The 24,488-nt window shown below is 66.8% G+C and carries 18 protein-coding genes; 7 read left to right on the top strand and 11 right to left on the bottom strand.

Annotation, left to right across the window (positions count from 1 at the left end; all coding sequences use genetic code 11):
• Window positions 1-5: 5 nt before the first annotated feature.
• The 3 genes from ENSA7_RS06685 to ENSA7_RS06675 all read right to left on the bottom strand — a co-directional run bounded on the left by ENSA7_RS06685 (window position 6) and on the right by ENSA7_RS06675 (window position 6,312).
• Window positions 6-1,034, bottom strand: coding sequence for a hypothetical protein (locus tag ENSA7_RS06685; RefSeq protein ID WP_106088370.1), 1,029 nt, complete (start codon window positions 1,032-1,034; stop codon window positions 6-8).
• 46 nt (window positions 1,035-1,080) lie between these two features.
• Window positions 1,081-5,100: a thrombospondin type 3 repeat-containing protein gene (locus ENSA7_RS06680; protein WP_146157419.1), complete on the bottom strand. Its 4,020-nt coding sequence runs from the start codon at window positions 5,098-5,100 to the stop codon at window positions 1,081-1,083.
• A 168-nt stretch (window positions 5,101-5,268) separates the two neighbouring features.
• A complete protein-coding gene (locus tag ENSA7_RS06675; protein WP_146157418.1) occupies window positions 5,269-6,312 on the bottom strand; it encodes a hypothetical protein in 1,044 nt (347 codons plus the stop codon).
• Between the two features lie 367 nt (window positions 6,313-6,679).
• Here ENSA7_RS06675 and ENSA7_RS06670 point away from each other — a divergent pair, with 367 nt between their 5' ends.
• A complete protein-coding gene (locus tag ENSA7_RS06670; RefSeq protein WP_106088368.1) occupies window positions 6,680-6,955 on the top strand; it encodes a hypothetical protein in 276 nt (91 codons plus the stop codon).
• Between the two features lie 95 nt (window positions 6,956-7,050).
• The gene (locus ENSA7_RS06665) at window positions 7,051-7,317 is read left to right on the top strand and encodes a hypothetical protein (protein WP_106088367.1); all 267 of its coding nucleotides are present in this window, start codon (window positions 7,051-7,053) and stop codon (window positions 7,315-7,317) included.
• An 11-nt stretch (window positions 7,318-7,328) separates the two neighbouring features.
• On the opposite strand, the gene ENSA7_RS06660 is transcribed toward ENSA7_RS06665, so the two are convergent.
• From ENSA7_RS06660 to ENSA7_RS43285, 4 genes are all read right to left on the bottom strand, one after another.
• On the bottom strand, window positions 7,329-7,529 hold the full coding sequence (locus tag ENSA7_RS06660) for a hypothetical protein (RefSeq protein ID WP_146157417.1): 201 nt from the start codon (window positions 7,527-7,529) through the stop codon (window positions 7,329-7,331).
• An 82-nt stretch (window positions 7,530-7,611) separates the two neighbouring features.
• Entirely contained in the window at window positions 7,612-8,865 is a 1,254-nt protein-coding gene (locus ENSA7_RS06655) for a DUF4215 domain-containing protein (protein ID WP_244923728.1), read from the bottom strand.
• Window positions 8,866-8,878: 13 nt separating this feature from the next.
• Window positions 8,879-10,108: a DUF4215 domain-containing protein gene (locus tag ENSA7_RS06650; protein ID WP_181233313.1), complete on the bottom strand. Its 1,230-nt coding sequence runs from the start codon at window positions 10,106-10,108 to the stop codon at window positions 8,879-8,881.
• 141 nt (window positions 10,109-10,249) lie between these two features.
• Window positions 10,250-10,426 (bottom strand): hypothetical protein, encoded by a 177-nt coding sequence (locus ENSA7_RS43285; protein WP_181233310.1) that lies wholly within the window; start codon window positions 10,424-10,426, stop codon window positions 10,250-10,252.
• A 111-nt stretch (window positions 10,427-10,537) separates the two neighbouring features.
• On the opposite strand from ENSA7_RS43285, the gene ENSA7_RS06635 reads away from it, so the two are divergent.
• The 4 genes from ENSA7_RS06635 (at window position 10,538) to ENSA7_RS06615 (ending at window position 16,963) form a co-directional block, all read left to right on the top strand.
• Window positions 10,538-11,698: a hypothetical protein gene (locus ENSA7_RS06635; protein ID WP_181233309.1), complete on the top strand. Its 1,161-nt coding sequence runs from the start codon at window positions 10,538-10,540 to the stop codon at window positions 11,696-11,698.
• Between the two features lie 574 nt (window positions 11,699-12,272).
• Window positions 12,273-13,208, top strand: a complete 936-nt coding sequence (locus ENSA7_RS06630) for a ferritin-like domain-containing protein (protein ID WP_106088362.1) — start codon at window positions 12,273-12,275, stop codon at window positions 13,206-13,208.
• Between the two features lie 1,373 nt (window positions 13,209-14,581).
• The gene (locus ENSA7_RS06620) at window positions 14,582-16,105 is read left to right on the top strand and encodes a hypothetical protein (protein WP_106088360.1); all 1,524 of its coding nucleotides are present in this window, start codon (window positions 14,582-14,584) and stop codon (window positions 16,103-16,105) included.
• A gap of 6 nt (window positions 16,106-16,111) precedes the next feature.
• Entirely contained in the window at window positions 16,112-16,963 is an 852-nt protein-coding gene (locus ENSA7_RS06615) for a hypothetical protein (RefSeq protein ID WP_146157415.1), read from the top strand.
• Between the two features lie 19 nt (window positions 16,964-16,982).
• Here ENSA7_RS06615 and ENSA7_RS06610 read toward each other — a convergent pair whose 3' ends face one another.
• Window positions 16,983-17,933, bottom strand: a complete 951-nt coding sequence (locus ENSA7_RS06610; RefSeq protein WP_181233307.1) for an AEC family transporter — start codon at window positions 17,931-17,933, stop codon at window positions 16,983-16,985.
• A 47-nt stretch (window positions 17,934-17,980) separates the two neighbouring features.
• Between ENSA7_RS06610 and ENSA7_RS06605 the strand changes: the two genes are divergently transcribed.
• Window positions 17,981-19,453 (top strand): hypothetical protein, encoded by a 1,473-nt coding sequence (locus ENSA7_RS06605; RefSeq protein WP_106088357.1) that lies wholly within the window; start codon window positions 17,981-17,983, stop codon window positions 19,451-19,453.
• 51 nt (window positions 19,454-19,504) lie between these two features.
• Here the strand turns inward: ENSA7_RS06605 and tssD are convergent, their stop codons facing one another.
• From tssD to tssA, 3 genes are all read right to left on the bottom strand, one after another.
• Window positions 19,505-19,999, bottom strand: a complete 495-nt coding sequence (tssD, locus tag ENSA7_RS06600) for a type VI secretion system tube protein TssD (RefSeq protein WP_106088356.1) — start codon at window positions 19,997-19,999, stop codon at window positions 19,505-19,507.
• 99 nt (window positions 20,000-20,098) lie between these two features.
• Window positions 20,099-21,832 (bottom strand): type VI secretion system contractile sheath domain-containing protein, encoded by a 1,734-nt coding sequence (locus ENSA7_RS06595; RefSeq protein ID WP_106088355.1) that lies wholly within the window; start codon window positions 21,830-21,832, stop codon window positions 20,099-20,101.
• A 252-nt stretch (window positions 21,833-22,084) separates the two neighbouring features.
• A partial coding sequence (gene tssA / locus ENSA7_RS06590; RefSeq protein ID WP_146157414.1) for a type VI secretion system protein TssA occupies window positions 22,085-24,488 on the bottom strand: 2,404 nt, incomplete at its 5' end.

Here is a 24,488-nt window from a genome sequence, read left to right as displayed (position 1 = left end):
GGATTTCAGGCTTCTTCCCACCCCAGCGTGCTCAACGAGGCGTCGACCAGCGCGCCCATGGTCTGGCAGCGATCGAAGCGCCGATCCCCGTACGCGTCGATCAACCCAGCCCGCAGCTCGGCGACGTTGTCCTCGGGCGCGAGCTCGTCGAAGCGCATGACATCCAACAGTTGCCGCAGCCGCTCCGCCTCGCTGGTCGCCCGGTGGCGGATCAAGCTGCGCTCTTCTTGCTGATATTGCCGGGTCGTGGCCTGCTCCATGCACCGCATGCCCAGCTTGATGATTGGGTTGTTCTCCACGTAGTAGTTGGGCTGATACACGCGAATGTTGCCCTCGTAGCTCTGCTGGTCGAAGTCGATCGCGCGCAGGCGGTAGCTGGTCTCGTCAAAGTCAGGCGTGATGTCGACGACGAAGTTGCCCGCGTGCATGTCGCCGAGCAGCCGAATGAAGCAGCGCTCACAGAATTTGACGAACTCCTTGGCGAGCCGGACCTCGTCGAGGTGCTTGTCCTCGAGGTGATCGCGCATGAACACGTCCCCCGGGATCCCCGCGATGTGCGACTCGACCAGGGTGTCGTCGTGGGTCATGAACTCCAGGCGGTTGGGCGAGAGGATGTGCTCGAGCTCCAGCCCGTACACCCGCGAGGCGTCGGCCCGCTTGACGTAGAAATAGTCGAAGTTCTCGTTGAGCGTGTTGAGGATCCGGACCCGAAATGGCTGGGTGTTGCCGTACGAGCACACGTCGACGCGATCGGTGACGAGGTGCTGCATCAGCGAGAGATCGCCGGTCACCCGCAGCGTCGCGTAGGTGTCGACGAGGGCCCGGTGGATCCGCTTGCGCTCGCTCGCGGGGTACAGCACCGACTCCCACAGCGTGTCGCGGTTGCGCTTGTCGTACACGGGGATCGTGTCGCCGTAGTAGGTCAGGTCCTCGTAGCGGATCGGCAGCCGCAGCTCGCGGCCGTGCCCCACCAGGTAGCGCCGCAGCGCGTCGGACACCCGGTAGGGCTGCTTCTTGCGCGAGATCATCGGCACGCGGCGAGGATCTCACGAGCGACGCGCGGGTCCAACCGCGGACCCGTCACCCGGTCTCGCCAGCCGTCTCGCCGCCGGTCTCGGTCTCCTCGACGCCGTCTAGCTCGTCCTGGAGGGCACAGACCGCGTCGGCCGAGTACTCACCTGAACAATAGTGACCAACGTTCGGCCACAGCTTGCCGAATTTGTCGGTGAGCGGCTGGTTGAAGGGATCAAACGCGAACTCGCACAGGTCACACGCGTCGCCGAGACCGTCGAAGTCCTGATCCCACTGCGGCAAGAAGCACATCTTGCTCCACAGCTGATCCTCGTCCGGGTAGTCGAACGTCGTCAGCCAGCGATTCCCCAGGTCGGGGTCGCAGCTGGGATCGTTGCCGTCGCACAGCCCGGCGCTGGCGAGCGCGGCTTCACAACCGCTCGGGAGCGTGACCACGCCCGGCAACAAGGTCACGACCGCAGGCAGCTTCCGGCACTTGCTGCCGTCGGGCATGTCCTCGTCGAGCGCTGCCTCGTTGGCGCAGTCGACCGTGATCGGGAAGCCATCGGGATCGCACAGACCCTCACAGCCCCACGAGCCGTCGGGGCGCTGCTCGTACCAGCCATCGCCCGGATACGTGGTCACACAGCACTGCCCTTGGACCGCGACCTCCATGAACGCGAGCGGCCGAGGGTTGTTGCGGAGGTCGCAGCCGTCGCCGGGCTCGCACAGGGACCCGACGAAGTCGCCATCTTCGTCGTCAGCTTGCAGCCCGCTGTCCGTGAGCTGCAGCGGATTGGACTTCGCGGGGCACGAGTCGCAGATGTCACCTGCCCCGTCGCCATCGAGGTCCACGTGGTCGCAGTATCGCAGCCCGTTGAGCGCGGGCGTGGCCGCGCACGCCGAGTGCTCGCGCGGACAGTCGTCGTCGGTCGTGCAGACGCTGCGCTGCGCGAGGTCCTGCTCGACCGGCTGGCGCGGGCACGAGTCGTCGAAGTTGTTGATGCCGTCTTGATCGAAGTCGTCGGTCGCGAGGAACCCGACCGGACCCGCGGCGTTGTCGAGATCCACGAACGGCATGTGGGTGTCGGGGTCCACACACGCGTCCCCGATCATGTTCGAGTCGACATCACCCTGGCACATGCTCGGGCTCTGAAACGGGACCGGCACGCCCACGCGGTGCGGGTTGGACTCGTCAAAGCCGCCGCAGTTGGCTTGGGTCACGCAGTTGTCGCAGACATCGCCAATCCCGTCGTGATCAAAGTCGAGCTGATGCGGGATGTTGCGCACCCACAGGTGCACGTCATCGGGCAGCGCCGCGTCAAAGTTGTACTTGTCGGGCCTCTGCCTGCAGGTGTCGCAGTCGTTGCCGACCCCGTCGCCGTCCGAGTCGGCGGTGTTGAGCCCGCTCGGCGTCAGCGGACACAGATCCACCACGTCCCCGAACCCATCAAAGTCTTGGTCACGCTGGTCCGGGTTGGGATGATCGGGGGCGTTGTCGCACGACAGCTGCACGTCGTCGCGATCTGGATCTTCCTTGCACTTGGGCGCGTCGATCGTGAAGTCGTAGTAGAAGTCCGTGTAGCCTTGACCGCCCGTGGTGATCAGCGGCATCCCGCACACGTCCTTGAACGCGCGCTCGTAGGCGGCTAGGTCCGCGGGGTCGTCGAGGTCGAGGTCCTCGAAGCGCTCGACCTGCTCGAGACCGGGGAGCTTCATGCGATAGCGACCCGTGTAGGCCCGACCAAACGCGTCGCCCGCCTGCGGGTCGTCCTCGCTGTAGTTGGACAGCTGGCGGCCAAACCGCACCGAGTCGATGACCACGCGGATCAGGCCTTCGCGCTGCAGGGCAACATCCACGCTGAGACACGGCGGGTGATCGACGGTGACGTCCTCTCGCTCGTCCGCGCACTCGCTCCCGCCCGCGACCACATGATCTTCTTTCCAGCACTCGGGCTGCAAGCTGGTCTCGCAAGACTCGCCGTACGCATCCTCCCCAGAGATCTGACTGAGCTGGACCAGCTGCAGCTTGGCGAGGTTGTTGGGGTCGAGGTCGTACTTGTTGGACACGCTCAGCTCGAATTCATCGCAGGCGCCAACGCGCAGATTGTCGGTCGGAAACCCGGTTCCAGGAACAACGTGAAACTCGGGGGTCTGGAACGCATAGGTCGCCCCCGCTGGCAGCTGGTTGCCAACCCGGTCGACCACGCGCTCGCCCTCACTCGCAAATACCACGCGGTACTCCGAGCCCGAGCACATCCCGCGATCGAAGTTCTCGTAGGTCTCAAACTCCGAGTTGTCGTGCATTCGCCAGCCGTCTTGCATGCTGCGGCCGTCCAGCGGCTGGGGGTGAGCCGGCAGCTCCGCGCATGACTCGACCAACGACCGGGGTTGATTGCCGCGATCAGCCGGCAGGTACTGCACGCCCTTGAGCGCGGGGTCATAAAACACGCCGCCGGTCCTGCTGACGAAGCGCGTCACGTAGTCCCCGTCGTTGCTCGAGCCATCGTGGCGCTGCAGCTGCCCCCACGGCGGCGTGCACCAGCTCTCAATCTGCTTGGCGCAGGCCGGGTGCTGCCCCGCCGGATCACCGCAGAAGCAGTCGCGGGTCTCGTCGGGCAGGGAGCGGTCACGATCGAAGCGCGGGATCGGGACCACGTTGGGCTGAAACAGTGGATCGCAGCCCGCCCCATCCTGGTCTGCGCCAAGCGCCGTCTGGCAGCACTCACTGGCGGCGAGCTGACCGTCGGGGTACTCGCCGACGTCACAGCGCGCGAGTCGGTTCCCGGCCGCCCAGCTGGCGCAGGTTGGCGGCACGTTGGGATCGGCGCTGGGTTGGCAGGCCTGAAACCCCGTCGTGGCGACAAAACAGGCGCCCGCGCCCTTGTCCTTGAAGCGGCGGTCGGTGCAGTAGGCGCCGCCCGTGTTGGCGCCGTCGTCCTTGCACGTCACAAACCACTGGGCCTTGCAATGCAGATCGGCGCAACCCTCGGTGTCGGAATCACAGGTGACGCCCGCAGCAGTACGACCCATACAGACCGCCCCCGAATTCCCGCCAAGCTGCGCGTCACAGTCGGCGCTGGTCTGACACGCGGGGCCATCCGGCTCGACCCCAGGCGGGCGATCGTCCGGATGTGTCTCGCGTACTTTGTCGTAGAGTGGCAGCCGGAATGTGTCAATTGTACCGTCCCAGCTGTAGCTGTAGCGGTTGGTCTCGGCCTCGCGGTCGACCTGGGTGATGAACCCAGCGCAGTCCTCATAGACGTTGCCGCCGGGGTCACAGGCGATCGCGTTGGCCGGCCTCAGGCGGGATCCGCTCGAGTCGGCCCCATACTTGGCCACGTTGACCGACAGCTCGTAGTCGCACACGGTGCAGCAGGTGTCCGGCCCCGAGTCCGCTGCCGTGCAGCTCATCGCCCGCCAATCGGTCTCACCGCGGAACGACTTGGTGACCCCGCTGGCCTGCATCTTGAGCGGTAGCTTGCGGCCATCGACCTCGTGGAAGCCCTCACAGATGTCCGGATTGGCGTCGAGGGTGGCGTGATCGTAGTTGATGCCCTGGGTCCGAAGATTGTCGATGCAGCTGAGATTGGTGGCCCTGAGCATGAGATCGGGGGCCTCTTTGGGCTGCGGGAGGTAGTCGCCGTTGAACCGGGTGATCGGGCCTTCGATCTGGGCGAACTGCGTCTTCCAGTCGTAGATCTGGAACAGCCGGGGGTTGGCGGGGTTCTTGCGCACCAGCTCGATCGTGGTGGGGTCGAGCAGGTTGTTGAAGACAAACGCCAGGCCCTGCCACGTCATCAAGGGTGACAGCTTGCACCACTCCTCAGGGCCGCGCGGCGCCGCCATGGCCTCGTCGGTGAGCTCGCACGCGCCAATGTCGTCGATGAAGTACTTGGCTCGAGTGACGCCGTCTGCCAGCACATGAACCCGACGATTGGCATAATTGACGCCGGTCATGCTCTGCAGGACCAGGTTGTCTGGATCACACACGCCACAGTCGCTGTCGCTAATACAGCCGGACAGGCACAGCGTGGTCAGCGTGGTCGCGAGAACCCCAATTCGTGTGTGTCGATCGCCGAAAGACATCTGCGAACTCCCGGGCCACACAGGTCACAGGTCGGCCCCTCGCGCCGGCAACGGGCCACCGTGACGAAGCTTTCAGCTCGATGTCGCGTCGCGACTGAAGACCGATCGGTCCGGCCCCCCGGTGCCAGCGGAGGCTCGACCGACCGGAAGCTCAACGGCGACCGCTCGCTACTCGGGCGGCGTGAAGTTGTCGCAGGCGTCGTCGATGACCGCGATCGCGTCGTTGAAGAAGGTCTCGTAGCTGGGCGCACAGATGTCCCCAACCGAGCCGTTGAAGAACCAGTTGGTCAGCGCGATCAACCGCGAGCAGTTGTCGGCCCCACAGCTGTTGTTTGCGTCGCCGACCAGCGCCAGCACCACGATGTTCTCCTGGATGCCGTTCTTGTAGGCCTGGAACTTCTCAAACCAGTCGACAGGGTCGCCCTCGGACCCACCCATGCAGCCGAAGAACGGAAGGCAGACCTCCTGATCATTCTCGTCGCTGATGATGACCACGACCAGCAGCGCGTCATCGCGGATGAAGCCCTCGTTGCAGGCCCCGGGCGCGTTCATGGCCGGAGACACGGCTTGGTAGCCGGCCTGGGCCTGGATCTCGTCACCCGATCCCGAGATGCCGACCTGGGCGATGCACGAGAACTTGGTGGCCAGGTCCGGCTCGGTCTCGTCGAGGTAGCGCGCGCCCGAGGAGAACGGCTGGCAGTTGGCGTTGCTCGACGCGTCACCACCTGTACTGGTGACCAGCGCGCCCAAGCTGTTACAGCCGGCCCCGTTGCTGCTGTAGGCGTCGGTCGTGACCACGCCAATGTGGTAGCTCTCCGCCTGGCTGAGCTCGGCCTGAATGCCCGCGACAAAGCCCCCGAACGAGGCGACCAAGCTGGCCTGCTCGTCCTCCATGCTGCCGGAATTGTCGATCACGAACAGCAGATCGACCTTCTGGCACTCGCCCATCGGGCCGCCGTCGTCGGCCGAGCCGCTGCCACCCCCGGTGTTGCCGAGGTCCAGCTTGTCGCCGCCGTCGTCCAGGCTGTCGCTGCTGGACTCTTGCCCGTCGCCGTCGCTCTCGCCATCGCCCTCGCCCAAGGTCACGCCGCTGACCCCATCGCCGGTCGGGGCCTGCTGCATGTCGTTGCCGCCGCAGCCCAGCCCCCAACACAGCGGTAGGCACAGCGACGCGAGCAAGGTGAACCGGGTGTGAGTACTAAAATCAGGCATGCGCAACCTCTGCACAGAGTGCCAGAGATCGAGCTGAACCCGATACCCCCGGCAGTTTGTGCCAACTCACCAGTGGGGTCGCGCGGGCTTCTGACCCGCTCACGCGCGCCTCTGTTTGCCCGAGCGCGTGGTGGAGAGGCTCTCCGTCGTCATCGAGTGGGGTCACGTCGCGGCGCTCGGTGATCACGTCGCCCCACGACGGCCACTGGGCGGTGCTCGGGGCCTGCTCGACCTCGTTGACCACGGCTGCCACCAGCACGGCGCGAGTGGCTCCCGGGTCTGGCGGGTCAGAACGACTCGGACGAGTTCAATTTTCTGCGCGCCTGGATGTTTTGCGTCAGCGAAGATCCCTCGCTAGCAATTCACGATGGTCACCACGGCGATCCTCTCAGCCGTTCTGGCGACCTCGGAACCCCAACAGCCGGGGCTCTCGCCGCCGACTCCCTTGGCGATCGCCCATGTGGAACGAACCGAACTGGTCGATGCAGTGCAGATCACGGCCCACGATGCCAATCGTGCCATCATCGGTACCATTGTGTTCTGGGTCGAGCCGGACGGCGCGATCAGCGTCATCTCTGACTACCCAGATGGATTCGCGCAATCCACCATCTCGCTCGATGGGACCTGTTTTCACAGACCCTGAGTCGACGCTGGAGTCGGAGATCTACGCGGCGCGGGCCGAGGACACGCAGCGTGCGTGTGTCTCCCGTTGACAATCAAGGAGTTCGAGGATCTCAAATGTCCAGGGTACTAGAACAGGCGATGCCAAAGTCAGTTTTACTGCTCGCAGCGCTAGTGGCGATCACGGGCGCGTACATGGGGACAGTGGCGATTCTCCAAGGCGGGTGGATCTCGGCACCGCTCCTCTTCATGGCCACGACAATATGCCTTTTCGAGTGGCACCAGCTCCGCGGGAGGTCATCCGACGCTGCCGAGGTCGCAGACCAAATGCTGATGCAGGTGCTCGCGTGGATGATCATACTCATGACCATGAGGTACAACTAGGAACGACGGGATCACTCGACAAATAGGTGCTCATAGACCTGAATATCGCCGGTCTCCCATGGCCGATACTCGTTGCAGAGGTCGATGCGGTCCCCCAGCGTCGGGTGGCTGGCTCGCCAGATCACGTAGAACCAGCCCGGTCGCGGGTTGCCCAGGTTCGACTGCTGTAGCTTCTCGCCACAACCGGTGGTCAGGCTCAACGCGATCAGCATGTGCCAGGAGTCGTGGCCAGTGGTCCGCGCGCAGCGTAGCCGTGGTCGAGGCGTGGTGGTCTCCATGGCCGCTACTCGAGAGTCAGGGCGTGCAGGTGATCGACGTGATCTCGGTGCTGTTGCAGGCGTGGTAGTCGAGCTGCTGATTGTACCAAGGCCCGTCCTGCCAGTCGCACCAGTGCCAGATGTTGTTCTCGTCGTAGCTGGTGCACCCAAACAGTCCACCCTTGGGCGCGGCGCAGTCTCGCGGCCCGTACGCCACGTTCCCGGCGTAGCCGGAGAAGCCCAGCTGCTGACACCAGGTCGCGTACTGGTTGCTGCCGTGCTGCCTGGGGATCCCGCCGGTCACGTTGCCGTAGCGGATCTCGGGGTTGATGCAGGTGTTGCCGCCGTTTTGGACTGACTCGCAGCGGGTGAACTGCTCCATGGTCCCGACCTGCGGACACCAATCCACGGAGAAGCTGCCGCCGCACTGCGACTCGCAGGTGTTGCTGCACCCGTCATTGTCGATGTTGTTGCCGTCGTCGCAGTCCTCGACGTCCTCTTGCGCGAAGCCGTCACCACAATAGGCGGGCTCGCAGCTGGACGGGCACGCGTCGGTGTCCTCGAGGTTGCCGTCGTCGCAGGTCTCGGTGCCGTCTTGGATGTGTCCGTCCCCGCAAAACGCCTCCACGCAGGTGATCGGGATGCAGGCGTCGGTGTCGAGCTCGTTGCCGTCGTCACACTGCTCGACGCCAGCTTGCACGTAGCCGTCACCACAGAACGCGAATTGACAGGCCGGGCAGGTGTCGGAGGTGTCGGCGTTGCCGTCGTCGCACTGCTCGCCCGCCTGAATGACCCCGTCACCGCATGTACCAGGCGTGCACTCGCTGGTGCACCCGTCGGTCTCGTCGTCGTTGCCGTCGTCGCACTCTTCGACGCCGTCTTGCACGTAGCCGTCGCCACAGGTGGCCAGCACACAGTCGCCAACGCACGCATCCGTGTTCTGCGGGTTGCCGTCGTCGCACTCCTCGAAGCCCTCGTACACGAAGCCGTCGCCGCACGCCGCGATGAAGCAGTTGGGCGTGCACTGGCCGCTCGCGGAGTTGCCCTCGCCCAGATCACACTGCTCATCTGGGTCGACGACGCCATCGCCACAGTTGGGCCCCGCGGTGGTCGTGCCCGTGTCGCCGGTCTCGGCGTCGCCATCACCGTCGCCGTCGCCGTCTCCGTCGCCCGGCATCGCCGTGGTGAAGCTCGCGAAGCCGCCGTCATCGACGCTGCCGCTCGAGCACGACAGCATGAACAGCGAGAGAACACAGACCGGTCCGGCGAGCGCGCGTGAAGTCGAAGTCATGCGCCCGAAGATATCACGGCGTGCACGTGATCGAGGTGATCTCCATGCCGTCGCAGTCATGCCAGTCGAGCACCTCGTTGTGCCAATCGCCGTCCTGCCAGTCGCACCAATGCCAGACGTTCTCGTCGTAGGAGTTGCAGCCGAACAACCCACCCTTGGGGGCTGCACAGTCGCGCGCCCCAAAGGCCACGTTCCCGGCGTAGCCTGAGAACCCCAGCTGCTGGCACCACAAGGCGTAGTTGTTCCCGCCGTGCTGACGCGGGATCCCCCCCTCGAGGTCGCCGTACCTGATCTCGGGGTTGAGGCAGGTGGCGCCGCCGTTGATGACCGACTCACAGCGCGTGTATTGCTCCATGGTTCCGACCTGCAGGCACCAGCTCTGCGTGAAGCTGCCGCCGCACTCCGAGGTGCAGTCGTTGGTGCAGCCGTCGTCATCGATGAGGTTGCCGTCGTCGCAGTCCTCCACGTCGGCCAGCGCGTAGCCGTCGCCGCAGTAGGCCGGCTCGCAGCTGCCTGGGCACTCGTCATCGTCGTCGAGGTTGCCGTCGTCGCACAGCTCCATGCCGACCCACAAGATCCCGTCGCCGCACGACGCCGCCTGGCAGGCGTTGGTGCAGGCGTCGTCGTTGATCATGTTGCCGTCCTCGCAGGTCTCCTCACCCTCCCAGATCACGCCGTCACCACAGACCGCGGCGCTGCAGTCGTTCTTGCATTCGTCGACGTCGACCTGGTTGCCGTCGTCGCACTCTTCTTGGCCCTCCCACAGAATTCCGTCGCCGCACTCGTTGAGCAAGCACGCGCCCACGCAGCCGTCGTTGTCGAGGTTGTTTCCGTCGTCGCACTCCTCCGACAACATGTTGTGGTAGCCGTCGCCGCACATCGCGTAGGTGCAGTCGCTGTCGCAGAACATGGTCTCGTTGCCGACGTCGCACTCTTCGCCTGGATCGACGACCCCGTCACCACAGTAGGGGCCGGGATCTCCGTCCCCGTCGCCGTCCCCGTCGCCATCGCCATCGCCATCACCGTCTCCGTCCCCATCACCGTCCCCATCTCCAGTCCCGGGGTCTCCATCTCCGTCCCCGTCTCCATCTCCGTCCCCGTCTCCGTCTCCATCTCCGTCACCGCTCGAGGTCTCCTGGAACGACGTAAAGCCGACCTCGTCGCCGTGGTTGGCCGTACAAGCCGACACGGCGAGGAGTGAGAGGACACAAGCTGGCTGAACGAGCACGCGTGACAAGGTCATCAGGCGCGCAGGATATCACCTCACCCCACCTCGCGAACGATCAGGATCCCCACCGATGAAGCACGAGATCTCAAAAGGCGTGCGACCCCGAGGATCACACCCGCCCGTACAGATCAGCAGGCCCCAGGCCAGCTTGGCGATTCACAGCACGTTGCCGCTGCGATACCAGCGCATCGCCTGCTCGCTGGGCTCGGGAACGACCACGGCGCCGCGCTCGTCGAACTCGATGGCCTCGGCTTGCTCGGCGTCCGTGTCTGTCGTGGGCGGCGCCGCGAGGGCCGGGGCCGCGAAGGCCAGCAAGCCGAGCAGCATGGCCACGAGGACGAGCGCAGCGCGCCATCTGGGTCGGCGACCATGTGACGACTCTGGGCCGACCCGCGCGAGCGCATCAACCGGGAATCGAGCGCCCCCCTTGCGCGTGCGATGCCCATGCGACGACGACGAGAAGGTCTGGAGCTGGCGGTTGGTGTGGGGCTGCTGCTCGGACCGCTGATGTTCGCGCTGACGCTGCCGCGTCCGGGCGAGGTGGCGGCGACCTGCGACGCCGAGCCAGCGGCCGAGCCCACGCCGGAGGTGATCGTCGTCGAGGTCTGCGAGCGCGAGCCGGCGCCGGAGCCGACGCCAGCGCCGGAGCCAGCGCCGGAGCCAGAGCCCGTGCTCGACGGGGCGCTCCCGTTCGTGTTCGTGAACGCGAACGGCCTGGTTTTCAGCACCGAGGCCGCGCCCGAGTGGGGCACAGGCAGGTTCCACGAGCCGCCCGGCGACGCGACCTTCCGGGTCGGCAAGCGGGCCAAGCTGTCCCAGCTCCCGGCGACGTTGCTGGCCCAGCGGGGGCGCAGCTTCGACCTCTACGGGCCCAACGGCAAGGTCTGCAGCGCCCGCGTGGGTGAGCTCCGCGTGATCAGTCAGTACGACGGCTGGAGCCTCGACGAGGTCATGGGCGAGGACATCTGGGAGCGCTACGAGGACCCCGAAGACATCCCCAAGCGAATGTGGCGCGACGCGCTGTGGGCCCGCGAGGGCCACTGGCTGGTGGCAGAGATCGAGTCCGACCACAGCTGCGAGGGCGCGCTGTGGGCCCGCGACGCGGCGCTGCCCGCCCCGATGATCCTCCGACCGACCCAGCGCGAGACCAGCGAGGGCACCGCTCGGATCGCCACGTTCGAGCGCTCGGACGAGCTGGCGCAGACCCGGGCCGAGTACACGGCCTGGTACGACGCGCTCCCGCCCGAGGCTCGAGAATACGAGCAAACCTGGCAGACAATGGCCAACCAAGCCCCCGCGAGCGTCACGTCCTGGGTCGACGGCGCCAACCACGTGCGCCTCGTCGAGCTCGACTTTGGCAGCGACACCGAGAGCTGCGGCGATGGCTTCGCCGCGCGGATCACCTCGCTCGATCTCGTCGACGGCGACAGCTTCATCGACACCGGGCGATACACCGACGTCACCGCGATCTTCGACGCCGACCTCGACGGGAAGCTCGAGTATCTGTACGTGGAGGCGTGGGACAGCGGCATGATGCTGACCAGCGAGTCCGAGGCGCTCGATCTCAGCCTGATGATCGACCGCGACTTCGTGTGCCCCTGCTGAGCGCGACTGCTCATCACCATCCCCAACGCCCGCACAATGGTGCGGATGCGGCGTAGCAGGCCCCCTGCCAACAATATTTGGACTCACACTGAATATGGGCCTCACACGGACTCTCGTCCGGCAAGTCGGCGGCGCAGGTGTTGGTCCAGTCGTCGCACCATCCCACGGCACACGGCTCGGGTCCTGCACAGCTCTCACTCAGGGCCGGATTGACTCGGCACCCCCGGGTCCTCACCACAACCGGTACTGAGGATCAACGCGATCAGCACGTGCCAGGAGTCGTGGCCAGTGGTCCGAACGCAGCGTAGCCGTGGTCGAGCACCCACTCGATTGTAGACGAGGTTGACCTGGGCCCCAAGTGGCCAGCTCGAGCTGAACTTCGCCGCGTGACCGACCCAACTCTGATCAGGCCGTGATGGTCGAGCCGTGCGGTTTGGGGGCGACATCGCGCCGGCTTGAGGCGACATCGCGTCGCTGGCAGCGCATCATGAAAACGAACGAGCGCATCTGCCTTCCCAGGTGGACCAGATGCATCCGCGTTCACTGCGCCCTACTTGCGTGTACAATTGCAGTCATGGATGTTCGCCACGCGTTGTTCGCCGTCCTGGCCACGGTCTCGCTGACGAGCTGCAATACCGAGCCGTGCACCGGAGGTGGAGAGGACTTCGACCTCGAGGAAACGCTCACCCCCGAACAGGTCAATGAGCTCGTCGAAGACTACGGCGCCGACTGTGAGGTCGCCTGCCGCGAAGCCTATGCTCGGAACACCAGCTGGGAGCCCACGAGCGTCGACAGCTGTGACCTCCACGTGCCATCCGATCCTACCCAAGACGGACAGGTGACATGCAGCGGAGTGGGGGCGGTGATCGAGTGCACCGAGGGTCGTCGCCCGCTCGGCCACGTCGAGGCCAGCGACGATGGTCACACCAGCCCGCTCGGGCGCAGCCTCGCGGCCATGGCCTACCTCGAGGCCGCCTCCGTCGACGCCTTCGAGCAGCTCGCCGATGCACTCGTCAGCTGGGGAGCGCCGAAGGAGCTAGTCGAGCGCTGTCACGACGCGGCCGCTGACGAACGCCATCACGCTCGCTGGTTCGCGGCTCTCGCTGCGGCGCACGGCGGTCGCGTGCCAACGCCGACACGCGAGCACGATGTGCCCACCCGTCTCGAGCTCGCCGAACACAACGCCCGGGAGGGCTGCGTGTTCGAGACTTTCGCCGCGCTCATTGCCGGCGTTCGGGCCCGCCGAGCCCCGGATCTGCGCTTGCGTCGGGTGTTCGCGCGGGTCGCCGCCGACGAGGCCCGCCATGCGCAGCTGGCCTGGGATCTCGACGAGTGGTTCCAAGGCGAACTCGATGCGGGGGCGGTCGCGCGAGTCGACGCCGCGCGCGACGAGGCACTCGCGCAGCTTCCCGCTCGCGCTCGCGGTGTCGCGCAGTTGCCCGCGGCATTCGGCGCGCTCGACGATGCTGTGCGCTTAGCCGAGGAGTTCGGCGCTCGTCTGACGGGCTAGCGCTCTTGATCAGTCGCCGTCGTCAGCACAGCTCGGGCAGCTCAGCCGGCGGCACCAGCACCTCGAGATGCGGGGCGCGGGGCGGAGAAGACCTCCCAATCACCACCTTCGACTTCAGCTTCCTGACGTCGGGCAGCAAATCCATCATCGTTCATCCAGGACTGAACGTGGTCGGATACTACCATGCGCGAATGATCATTCGCGTACACGAAATCGACATTGAAGGCACCGGCTCGCGAAACATCAAGGTTAGCGCATACGGTGCCCTCCCGAGCAAAGACGACTCTCGAGAGTTTATCCTCAGCACTAGCACACTAGAAGTGACGATTGACAAAAACACGACTGCAGGCCTCTCAAGTGCTGGTTCGCCCACGCATGACACCGACACTGATCTATTCCCCTTTCTAAAGATGGTGGTGACGGGCACCTACAACACTTCTGTGGGTCGCATGTTTGCCGTGCTTAGTGGCGAACTCTTACTGCGAGAGGCATAAACGCCTCGGTCGGACTTGCCTCTGAACCTGGAAAGGTCCAGCCACGCTGGAAATCTTCGTGCGACCAACCGCGCAAGATGCGCGGCCAGACTCATAACTACTTCGGCGGTCTCGGAGGGGTTTCCGGATAAATCAGACCCCTTCGATCCCTCGAGTGTCTGGACCGCTGAGCAACTCGGCACCGAGGCCGACCCGGTCAGCGTTGGTATCGGTCCAGATTACATACCTTCACCCAAACGTATCGTGGCAGGTTCGGAAGACCCGTTGTTCGTCCACAGGTCGGGCTACGGTTGGAGGCGGCACGGCACCGAGGGCACGGCCGACTGCCTTCACTACGAAGCAGGCAGGCTATTGACAGCCACGGGCGAGGTCATCCAAGTCGACCAGCAGGGGGATGAGGTCACACTCTCAAGCCTGTGGAGGACTGGGGCGCTGGGGTTTGATCCGTGGTTCGATACCGTCGGCATCGGGGGAAGCGATGGGGTGGCGGTCCAACTCCGTTACCACGCGGCCGGCCACTCCACGTGGCGTGGCGTGGCGTGTTGCGAGATTGTAGCGACGTTCTCAGGCCTGCGCGTCTTCGCCCACGCCGGGGTGCTCGTGCAGCTACCAGACTAGATCTCGCGCAGGTCAAGCGGGATGGCTCCGCTCCACCACCGGGTCTCTGGCCCCGCAGGTGCGGATCTGAGGGATAGTGCGCCGCCGAACAGGCCCTGCGGGCTTTTGCTCCGGCTTGCTGCTCGTTGTTGGGAGGTGCAGAGCGCTGCTGGCCTCTCCCGGCAATTCAGATCGGCGAGCGGGGGCTCGACGCGGCCGCCAACTTTGGCGAGACTGCCGCCGACGGCGCCCCCACCTCGCGAACGATCAGGATCCCCACCGATGAAGCACAAGATCTCCCTCCTCGCCCTCGCCGGCTGCTGCGCTGGCCTCACCCTCGTCGCCAGCACCAGCTGCAAGATGCAGCAGACCGTGGGTCTGCGCGAGTCGGGTCAGTCCCGGCTGATGGACGAGTCGTTCGCCGGCCAAAAGGCGTGCGACCCCGAGGATCACACCCGCCCGTTCATCATCGAGTGGGACGCGACGGACATGTCGAGCTTCGAGTCGCTGACCGCGAGCGACATCGTGTTGGTCAAGTACGAGGGCTGCAAGCTGCGGGTGCTCGACGAGTGCCGCAACGACAGCATCCGTGGGTCGCAGGGCGCGTACAAACCAACCGAGTGGACCTCGGGCTCGCTCGAGACCCTCGACATCCACAACGAGGGTGAGCTGTACGCCAAGCTGCCGCTCGGCCAGGCCAGCCTCGGCGGCCGGGTCTCGGGCGGCGAGCGCTTCCACATGGAGTACTACGTGGCCGGCACCACCTACGCGTCGCGCGACGCGGTGTACCGCGACGACCTCGCCAGCAACCCCGGCTGCGACGACGCGACTCACTTTGTCTATGGTTTCAACCTTGGCGCGTTCGCGCTGGGCTCGGCCAACGAGATCAACTCCGAGGTCGGCGGCAGCGTGTATGGCTTTGGTGCGGGCGGCAAGCACAGCAAGGGCCGCACCGCAGAGAAGAAGGGTGGCGATCTCGGGGTCTGCCAGGCCGCCGACGCGACCGAGGTCCAGGGCTGCAAGACGCCGATCCGCCTGAACCTGCGAAAGATCCGCGACGGGGCCAACCCCGAGGTCGAGGCCATGAGCGCGCCCGACGACAGCGACTCGCTCAGCGCCGCGGGGGTCATCAACGCCAAGCTCGAGATGAGCGGTGAAGCCCGCGCTCGGTTCGAGGCCGCCCAGCAAAAGCTGGTGGCGGGCGACGGCAAGGGCTGCCTCAAGGAGCTCGACGCCCACGACAAGCTCGACCCCGACCACAAGACCTCCGATCCCAAGGGTGGCCTGGGCCTGGTCCGGGCCCAGTGCGTCATGATGTCGGGCAAGTGCGACGCCGGGAAGGTGCTCGCGCGCAAGTCGCTCGAGGCCACGGCCACCATGCAGATGGGCCCCGAGCAGCTCGACAAGGTGGTCGAGGCCTACGGGACCCAGTGGTGCCAGGGCGACTCGATGAGCGACCGCGACCAGCTGCTGCAAGCGCTCAACCAACTCCAGTCCGCGGCCTTCACGACCCGCAAGGACGTCGAGTTCTGCGAAGTGCAGTACGCCAAGATCAAGAAGCTGGCTCCCAAGGTCAAGGCCAAGGACAGCGACGACACGCAGATCCTCAACATCGAGGGCTCGCTGTTCACGACCGTGCCGCTCTGCTACGAGCGCGCGGGCTCGTGTGAGAAGGCCTGGAAGGTGTTCCCCGAGGTCCTGCCCCAGCGGACCAAGGACGGGTTCGCCAACATGGAGGAAGAGGCGCGGACCAAGGCGACCCGCAGCACCTTCGAATCATTGGTCCGCAACTGCGTCGGCAAGTGAGTGAGCATGCAGCGGATCATTGGTGTTGGCTGTGCGGTGGTTGGGCTCGCCCTGGGCGTGTCGCTGGCCGCGTGTGATCGTCCAGCGGGGTCCCGCGCCGCGGCCGACTGTCCGGTCTGCGACTGCGCTGACTCCGGCTCTCCGCAGCCGCAGCCCCAGGTCGCTGGCCCGACCCCCGAGGCCGATCCGCAAGACCCCAGCTCGGGGCCAGCCAACCCCAGCGCGTCAAACGATCTGTCCGAGCTGGTCGCCGCGGCCAATCGCAAGATGATGCACGGCGACGGGCCCGGCTGCCTCGCGGATCTCGACCGCGTCAAGGCCCTGGATCCCAAGTACGAGGTCCACCTGGTGATGACGCGGGCCCAGTGCGAGATGCTGATCGGTCAGTGCCAAGCTGGCAAGGCGCGCGTGAAGCAGTGGTACGAGCGGGAGGCCGCGTTCACCCCCGAGCTGGCCGCGCGCACGGCCGAGAGCATCGCCTCCATGCGCTGCCGTGGCGGCGACGCGACCGACCGCGATCGTCTGTTGGTCGCGCTGCAGGACCTCACTGATGGCGCGTACATGAACAAGCGCGACTCGGCGTTCTGCCGCGATCGCGTTGCGATCATCGTCGACCTCGGGCCCAAGGTCCCGCCGCGTGACGTCGAGGACACGCAGATCACCGGTGGCCAGCAGGCGCTGTTCTACACCAGCGCGATGTGCTTCGCGCGGGCGGGGGACTGCAAGCAGGCATATTCGTCATTCCGTCAGTTCTTCCCCAGCGAGGGGCTCGACGCGATCGCGGACCCGAAGCTGCGCGAGAGCACGGTTCGGGACGCGTTCGACTCGACGATCGTGCTCTGCCAGCCGAACCCCTGACACGTCCCGCACGAGTCTTTCACAGCTGCGCCAGCAGCATGGGCGCCAGCACCGGGAAGCTGAGCATGAACAAGATCGTGCTCCCGACGATCCCCCGCACGATCGCCTCGCGCCCGATCCCATACTCCTCGGCCAGCGCGAAGGTGGTGATCGCCGTGGGCATGCTGGCCTGAATCAGCACGACCTTCCCGGCCTCGAGGCTGATCGCGTTCAGCTGTCGACACGCGAGCACGCAGCCGAGCGCCAGCGCTGGCAGCAGCACCAGCTTCGCGGCGATCATGGCGGCGTCGGTCCAGCGCAGCCGCAGCAGCTCGCGGCGCTGCGCGTGCAAGTACAGCCCGATCATGAACAGCGCGACTGGGCTGGCGGCGGCTCCGATCCACTGCATGGGCCCGATGACCGGCGCGAGCCAGGACCCGGGCGCGGCGCGAGCGAGCAACGCGAGGATCGGCGCCCACACCAGCGGCTGCCGAAGCGCCCGCGCCAGCGGACCGGACAGCGGCCGCGCCCGCGTCTGCGTGCTCGCCCGCGGCCCCCAGCGCAGCAGCAGCCAGGTCCCGAGCGGGATCGTCACCACGATGTGCAGGGCCGCCGACAGCGACGCCAGCCCGACCACCTGCGGCCCGAGCAAGGCCGCGCACGCGGGGATCCCCAGGTACGCGATGTTGCCCAGGCCCGCGCCCAGCCCCATGGCCGCGCGGGCGTGGGGCTCGACCCGCCTGGTGGTCGCGCCGATCAGCAGCAACAGCGCCAAGGTCGGCACGATCGAGGCCGCCACGAACCCGGCCAGCTCGCGCACGGCGAGCTCGGCCGTGTACACGTTGGCGAAGATCAGGGCCGGGAACGCCAGGTACAGGCAGAACCGATTGAGCGCCGCGATCGCCTGATCGGTCCGCTCGAACAGCTTCGCCAGCCCAAACACAAACCCCGCCGCCAGCGCGAGGAGCAAGGGCGAAGCGGCCGCGAGCACGGTCAGCAACCTACCAGAGCGCCCCACAACCAGCTAAAACCACCGCCGTGCGCGAGCGAACCAGGCTGCTCGACCGCAAATATCTCGCCCCGCTCGCCGCGTTCCTGATCGCGCTGGTCGGGCTGTGCTTCTTGGCGGGGCCCAAGCGCCTGGCCAAGCCCAGCCACGACAACCACTACGTGCACCTGGCCAGCTCGTGGCTCGACGGGCAGCTCAGCCACGAGGGCAAGCCGGCCGGCTACTGCACGCCCGAGCTGCGCCGCGCCAAGCAGTGCAAGCACCACAGCTACGACGACTGGGCCCGGGTCTGGACCCTCGAGCTGCGCGACGGCTCGCAGGTCCGCGGGTTTCCGTGCAAGACCAGCGAGTGTCTGGCGCTCAAGCGCACGGGCACCGAGGCGTGGTTGCTGCTCGGTGTCGACCACGAGCTGCGCGAGCTGTCGCGCCGCGACATCGTGTCGCGCGAGGAGACCTGGTACGTCAGCTTTCCGCCCGGACCTGCGCTGGCGATGCTCCCGGTCGTGGCGGTCCGCGGGCTCGCAACCCGCGACGTGCTGCTGACGTGCATCTTCGCGGCGCTGATCCCCGTGGTCCTGCTGCGACTGTTCGACCGCGAGCGCGGGACCCCAGACGGCTGGGGGCCGGGTCGCGGGCGCGAGCACCTGTGGGCGATCGCGGCCTGGACCTTCGCTAGCCCGGCGGCCTTCGTGGGCGCGCACGGGCGGGTGTGGTTCACGGCGCAGATCTGCGGGGCGCTGTGTCTGTGTCTGTACATCTCGATGAGCTGGAATTGTCGCCGGCCCGCGCTGGCTGGGTTGTTCCTGGCGCTCGCGGTCTCGTGCCGTCCGCACCTGGCGTTCGCGCTGCCGCTGTTCGTGGGTGAGTGGTGGCGCGAGACCAGCGGCCGCGAGCGGGTGGTGGCGGCGCTGCGCTTCGCGACGCCGCTCGCGTTGATCGGCGCGGCGCTCATGGCCCACAACTATGCGCGCTTCGAAGACCCCGTCGAGTTCGGCCACCGATTCCTCGACATTCGCTGGCAGCAGCGCATGCAGGAGGTCGGGATGTTCTCGACCGAGTACTTCGGCCGCAACGTCCGCTGCCTGTTCTCGCTGATGCCCGTGTGGCGCGACGGACCGTGGGACGGGCTCGGTCCCCGCGTGTCGATTCACGGCTCGAGCTTGCTGCTGGGCGCGCCCTGGGTGCTGGCGCTGGGTCTCGCGCGCGAGCGCTGCCCACAGCGCTGGGGGTTGCTGCTCAGCGCGCTCGCGGTCGCCCTGCCCTCGCTGCTCTACCAAAACAGCGGGCAGCTGCAGTTCTCGTATCGATTCGCCGTCGACTGGCTACCGCTGGTGTTGGTGGCGATCGTGTTTGGCGGCGGCGCCAAGCGACCGTGGTTTCCGCTGCTGGTCGTGCTGGGTGCGGCGTGGGAGCTCTACGGCGCATGGTGGTTCGGTCGCCGCCCAGGTCAGCTATTCGTCACGGATCCGATGGGCTGGCCATTCGAGGATGAACTTAAATAAAAGAGGCCACCCGAAGGTGACCCCTTTGCGTTCGTTGGTGGGCGGCCGCGCTCAGCCGGCGTCGCCCTTGTCCCACGAGTCTTCGTGCGTCGCGCCGCCATCTTCGAAGGTCCAAATGATCGTGTGGAACACGAACGTGACCTCCTCGGTGGGTGGATCTCCTCCTGCCGCGGGGTCGATGACGTTCGGCGAGACACGCTTGATGCCGCCGAGGCGCCCCTTCTGGAACTCCACGGTGAAGAAGTGCTCGGTCTCGCCGGTGTCTTCGTTGGGCCGGAAGAACTTGAAGATCCCGTCGACCTTCTCGTTGTTGCACAGCGCCTTGGCGAGCAGCGGGGACGACTTGTCGATCCGCTTCAAGATGCGGATCGGCTCGTAGGTCCGACGCCCAGTTGCCAGGCCGGAGCCCTTCTCGCGCGCCGTTCGAACGGAGTCCTCGAAATAGAGGCACTCGATCGAGTCCGCACGACCGAGGCTCGTCTGGGTGGACTGGCCTTGGATATCGCTGCCGTTTGACTTCAGGTAGAGGTGTACTGTCTCAGCCATTTTCGGTTCCTATTCGCTACTTCCCGGTTTCGGTCGTCGTCTCCCGATGCGCGGAGACGTTAGGTCTGCAATGTGTATGATGTCAAGCTCAAGTGTCGCTCAATCGACGAGCGCCACCCCGAGGGGGAGGTCGAAACCGACCTCGAAGGGAACCCCGGCGAGTCGCGGATGCACGTTCGCCACCAATCGGATGGCTGGTGTCCCACCCTCGTCGACGATGCCCGCGTGAAGCTCCGCGCCCCCGCCGTTTTGGCCGCTGATACCTGGAAACAAAAACACCGTCGCGGCGTCTTTGAACAGCTTCACGACCTGTTCGCGGGTTTGGCCGGCCGGGACTTGATCGCACACCCAACGGGCGAAGCGCACCAGCCGCCCGGTCAGGATTTGTGCCGGTAGTGGGACAGCGTCTTTCGATCCTCGGACCGTCGGCACGTTCGAGAGCGCGATCATGTCCGTATTCCGACCGCTGCCGAGGCCAATCACACCCACATCGGCAAGCTCGCCCTGAGCGCGGATCGAAAAGAACGCGGCGGTGGGGATCGCCGATCCAGCCTCACGGCCGGTCTCGACCTCGCGCAGACCGGGCGACTTGAGTGACCCATCCTTGCCCGTGATGCGGGCAAACCCACCAGTGTGACGGTAGCTGGCCGCGATCATCGCCGCGACCGCGAACACCGAGCTGCCGAGCACGGTCCGTCGCGCTGCGCCTGCGCCCTCGCTTGCGACCACCACGTCGTTGGTCGTGACGCTGAGCCAGCGCGAGACCTCGTCGGCGCGCAGCTCCGCCCACCCCTCGACCATGGCCGCGGCCGGATCGGGCTTGGCGTCGCGCAGCGCCTGCATGACCTGCTCGGGATCTTCGACGCCGAACACTGCCGGCCCGACACCGACGACGATCGGTGCGTACATGTCTTCTGCGGCCGAGGCCAGCTCGGCCAGGCGCGCGGGATCTTCGATGCGATCGAAGCAGAAGAACGCATCAGGCCGATTCATCGGCTCGTCGTCGAGGCACTCGCGCAGCGCGGCCTCGATGCCGTCGGGCGCGACGTCGACGATCTCCACGAGCATCGCCGCGCGCTTGGGGGCCTGCTTGACGATCAGCTGGAGACCCCGCCACAGCGCCTCGGGCTGGGTGACCTTGGGGTCGGTGAGGATCGCCGAGACCGCGCCGTAGACCGCGGTCTCGACCAGCTCGCGCGCGCGCCGATTGGCGGGCTGGGGCTTGCCGCCGCTGGTGCTGGGCTTCTTGCCGCGGACCGCCGCGATGAACGAGTCGACGGCGCGCTTGGTGTCGACCTGCTTGGTCTCGTGCTGCTCGAGCAGCTCGCCCACCAGCGCCTGGTTGGCGCTGTCACTTTGAACTTCAGTCTGCCCCGCGCTCTGATTGAGCGACGCGGGCTCGGCTTGATCCTGGGCCTGTGACTCCGCGCCAGCGAACGCGCTGCGGAGCTCGGCCGCGAGCGGACCTTCACCGATGAGCTCGACGACCTTGGCGATCGCGGCCTCGTCGGACGGGCGCCGCGACGACGGACCGCCGAGATCATCGGCCAGCTTGCGCAGCGGCTCGAGCACGGGCACCGAGGCGAGCACGTGCTTCATGCTGTACTGCTTGAGCTGCTCGAAGCGGAGCTCGACCTGATGCGCGCCAGCCGAGCCGAGCGCCGGTCCGATGTCGACCTTCGCGCTCAGCTTCGCGTCGCGGAAGGCCTCGGCGAAGCTGTCTGTGTCGAGCGCAAAGCGGCGCCCGCTCGGGGTGCCGTCGCTGCCAATGGACAGCGAGCCCAGCAGCAGCCAGTGGACATGGGATGACTCGCGAGCGTCGGAGCTGGTCATGAGAAGAGTTGGGCGAGATTTGAAACGGTGGCGCGGTCCCAGGTCAGTGGGCGTTCATCGGAAGTTCATCCACCGCTACGCAGTCGTCGAGCGCCGCACGCAGCGTAGCGAAAAAGTCGCCGACACTCCACTTGGAAATGCCCGGCTGCGCGCTGAAACAGCCCACGGCGTCCGGTTCCGAGGGGTCACGGGGGCTCGTCGGTGAAGATGGGGCGATCGCCCACCCACGCCGTGGTCACGAGCTGAACCCGATCACTCCTTGAGGCTGGCCGCGGTGGCGGGATCGATCCGACACAGCCGCTCGAACGCCGGATCGATGCTCAGCGGCGGCTTGGCCTTGGCGGCGTCGGCTTGGGCGCGACACAGGCCCTGCAGACAGCGAGCCGCGAGCTCGGGCTCCCACTGATCGATGCCCAGCGCCTCGGCCTCGCGGGCCAGCCCCGAGTACACGCCCAAGGCCACACGCGCGGCACCAGCCGAGGCCATCTCGGCCAGGGCCATCCGCACCAGGAATCGGTTGCGGGCGGTGCCGGCCTCGTCGATCGCCTTTTGCATGTCCGCTGCGGCCTCGGCAAACTTGCCGCCCGCCGCGGTCTTCTTGGCCTCGCTGATCCGCTCTTGGATCGCCTCGGGCAGACCACCCGGTCCACCACCACCACCGCCGCCGCCGCTGTCCGCGAGGACCTCGTCGTTGATCCACGCGCGCGCCTCGGGACCGCACAGCGGGGTGCCGTCGCGAAAGCCCAACGCCAACAGCGTGGGCATCCGACTGATCAATGAGCGAACGCCGTCGACCACCGCCTCCTGGGCCTCGGCGTGTCCGAGCCCGGCGAGCGCCTGGGCGGATCGCTGATGTAGATCGATGCTGAACCGGAACCGCTTGAGCGAGCCCTCGCACTCCTCGACGATCGCGGCCCACTTGGCGTTGGCGCGCATCAGGTCGAGGCGCTTGATCACGTCGGGCGGCGGCGGCGGGAGCTTGAGGTTGCCGTCGGGCCCGGACGGCGGCGGGTTGCTGATGTGCAGGAACAACGCGATCCGCATGATCCTGTACGGCAGCGGATCGGCGAGGTTGGCCTCGCGCAGCTTGGCGGCCGCGGACACGAAGTCATCGCCGACCTTGCGCAGGTAGTCGACGATCTGATCGGCGCTGGCGGGCGCGGCCTGGGCTGCAGGAGCCGAGATCGCGGCGCCCGAGCTCGCGGCTGGAGCAGGCGCGGCGGCGGGCGGCGGCGCGGCGGCCTGGGTCTGAACCACGGGCTTGGGCTCGGGCTTCGGCTCCGGCTTCGGCTCCGGCTTCGGCACCGACATCTCGAGCCGCGAGATCGCGTCGCGCAAGCCTCGGGTCCCGGGCGCGTGGGTCTCGAACTTCTGTCCGATGACCGAGACCATGTGCTTGTAGGCCAGCCCGAGCAGCGCGATGTCGCCGGCCTCCTTGGCCTCGGGCTTGTACTCGACGATCTCGCGCTCGAGCTGGTCGAACAGCCAGCTGAGCGCGTTGGCGCGGCGCTTTTCCTTTTTCTTGGGCGGCTGCATGCCATCCCAGAACTGCTCACACAGCTCGGACAGCAGCGCCATGCCCTGGACCAACCCCTTGAACCCGCCCTGCACGTGGAGCGCCCGGGCCAGGTACGCGGCGATCAGCAGGTCCTTGTTCTTCTCGACAAGGATCGTCGTCGCGTCGCGCTTGACCGCGTCCCAGTCGACCTCGCCGCCGGTCACCGACTCGAGCTTGCCGACCTCGTTGCGGGTGCTCTCGTGCGCGGGCTCGTAGCGCGCGTCTTCGCCGACGGGGTTGCTGCCTGGGATCGGGGCGGTCCACTTGGCCGCGAGCGCGGGGGCGTCGAAGCTGGGGCGCTCGGGCTCGGGCGCGGGCGCGGGCGCGGGTGTGGCCTCTGGCGTCGCGGCCGGGCTCGCCGGGCTCGCGCTCGACTGGCTGGAGCTTGGCTGGCTCGCACTCGCTGGGGCCGCGGCTGGCTTCGGCTCCGGCTTGGGCTCGGGCGGCGGCTCGGGGGCCGACATCTTCGCCCGCGCCAGCGCGTCGCGCAGGCCTCGGGTGCCCGGCGCGTGGTCTTGATACTTGTCGCTGATCACCGCAAACAGGTGCTTGGCGACCCGGTCGAGCTCGTGCAGCGCCTTGGCGTCCTTCGCAGTCGGCTGCAGCTCCGCGAGCGCGCGCTCGACTGGATCGAACAGCCAGGTGACCGCGTTGGCTCGGCGCTTCTCCTTTTTCTTGGGCGGCTGCATGCCGTCCCAGAAGCTCTCGGACATCTCGGCGAGCAAGGCGAAGCCCGTGACGAGTCCGTCGAGTCCATCGAGCTCGTACAGCGCTCGCGCGAGGTACGAGGCAAGCGTCAGATCTTTGGTCTTCTCGCGCAGCAGCTTGTCGCAGCCCTGCTTGACCAGCATCCAGTCGGGCGGCCCCGAGGTCACCGACTCGAGCTTCTCGACCTCGACGCGGACCGCCGAGTGCTCGAGGTCGTAGCGGGTGTCCTCGCCAGCGGGTGCAGCAGCCGAGATCGGCGTGAGCCACTTGCCGGCCCGGGTCGCCCACTCGCTCTTGGGTTGCTCGGCGGGTGGTGGAGGCGGTGGGGGCTCGGCAGCGGCCGGCTTGGGTGGCGGCGGCGGTGGTGGCTCAGCGACGGCCGGCTTGGGT

The sequence above is a fragment of the Enhygromyxa salina genome (genome assembly GCF_002994635.1).
GTDB classification, from domain to species: Bacteria; Myxococcota_A; Polyangia; order Nannocystales; family Nannocystaceae; genus Plesiocystis; species Plesiocystis salina_B.
Note: the sequence above shows the minus strand (reverse complement) of the source record. Positions and strands in the feature narration are given on the sequence as shown.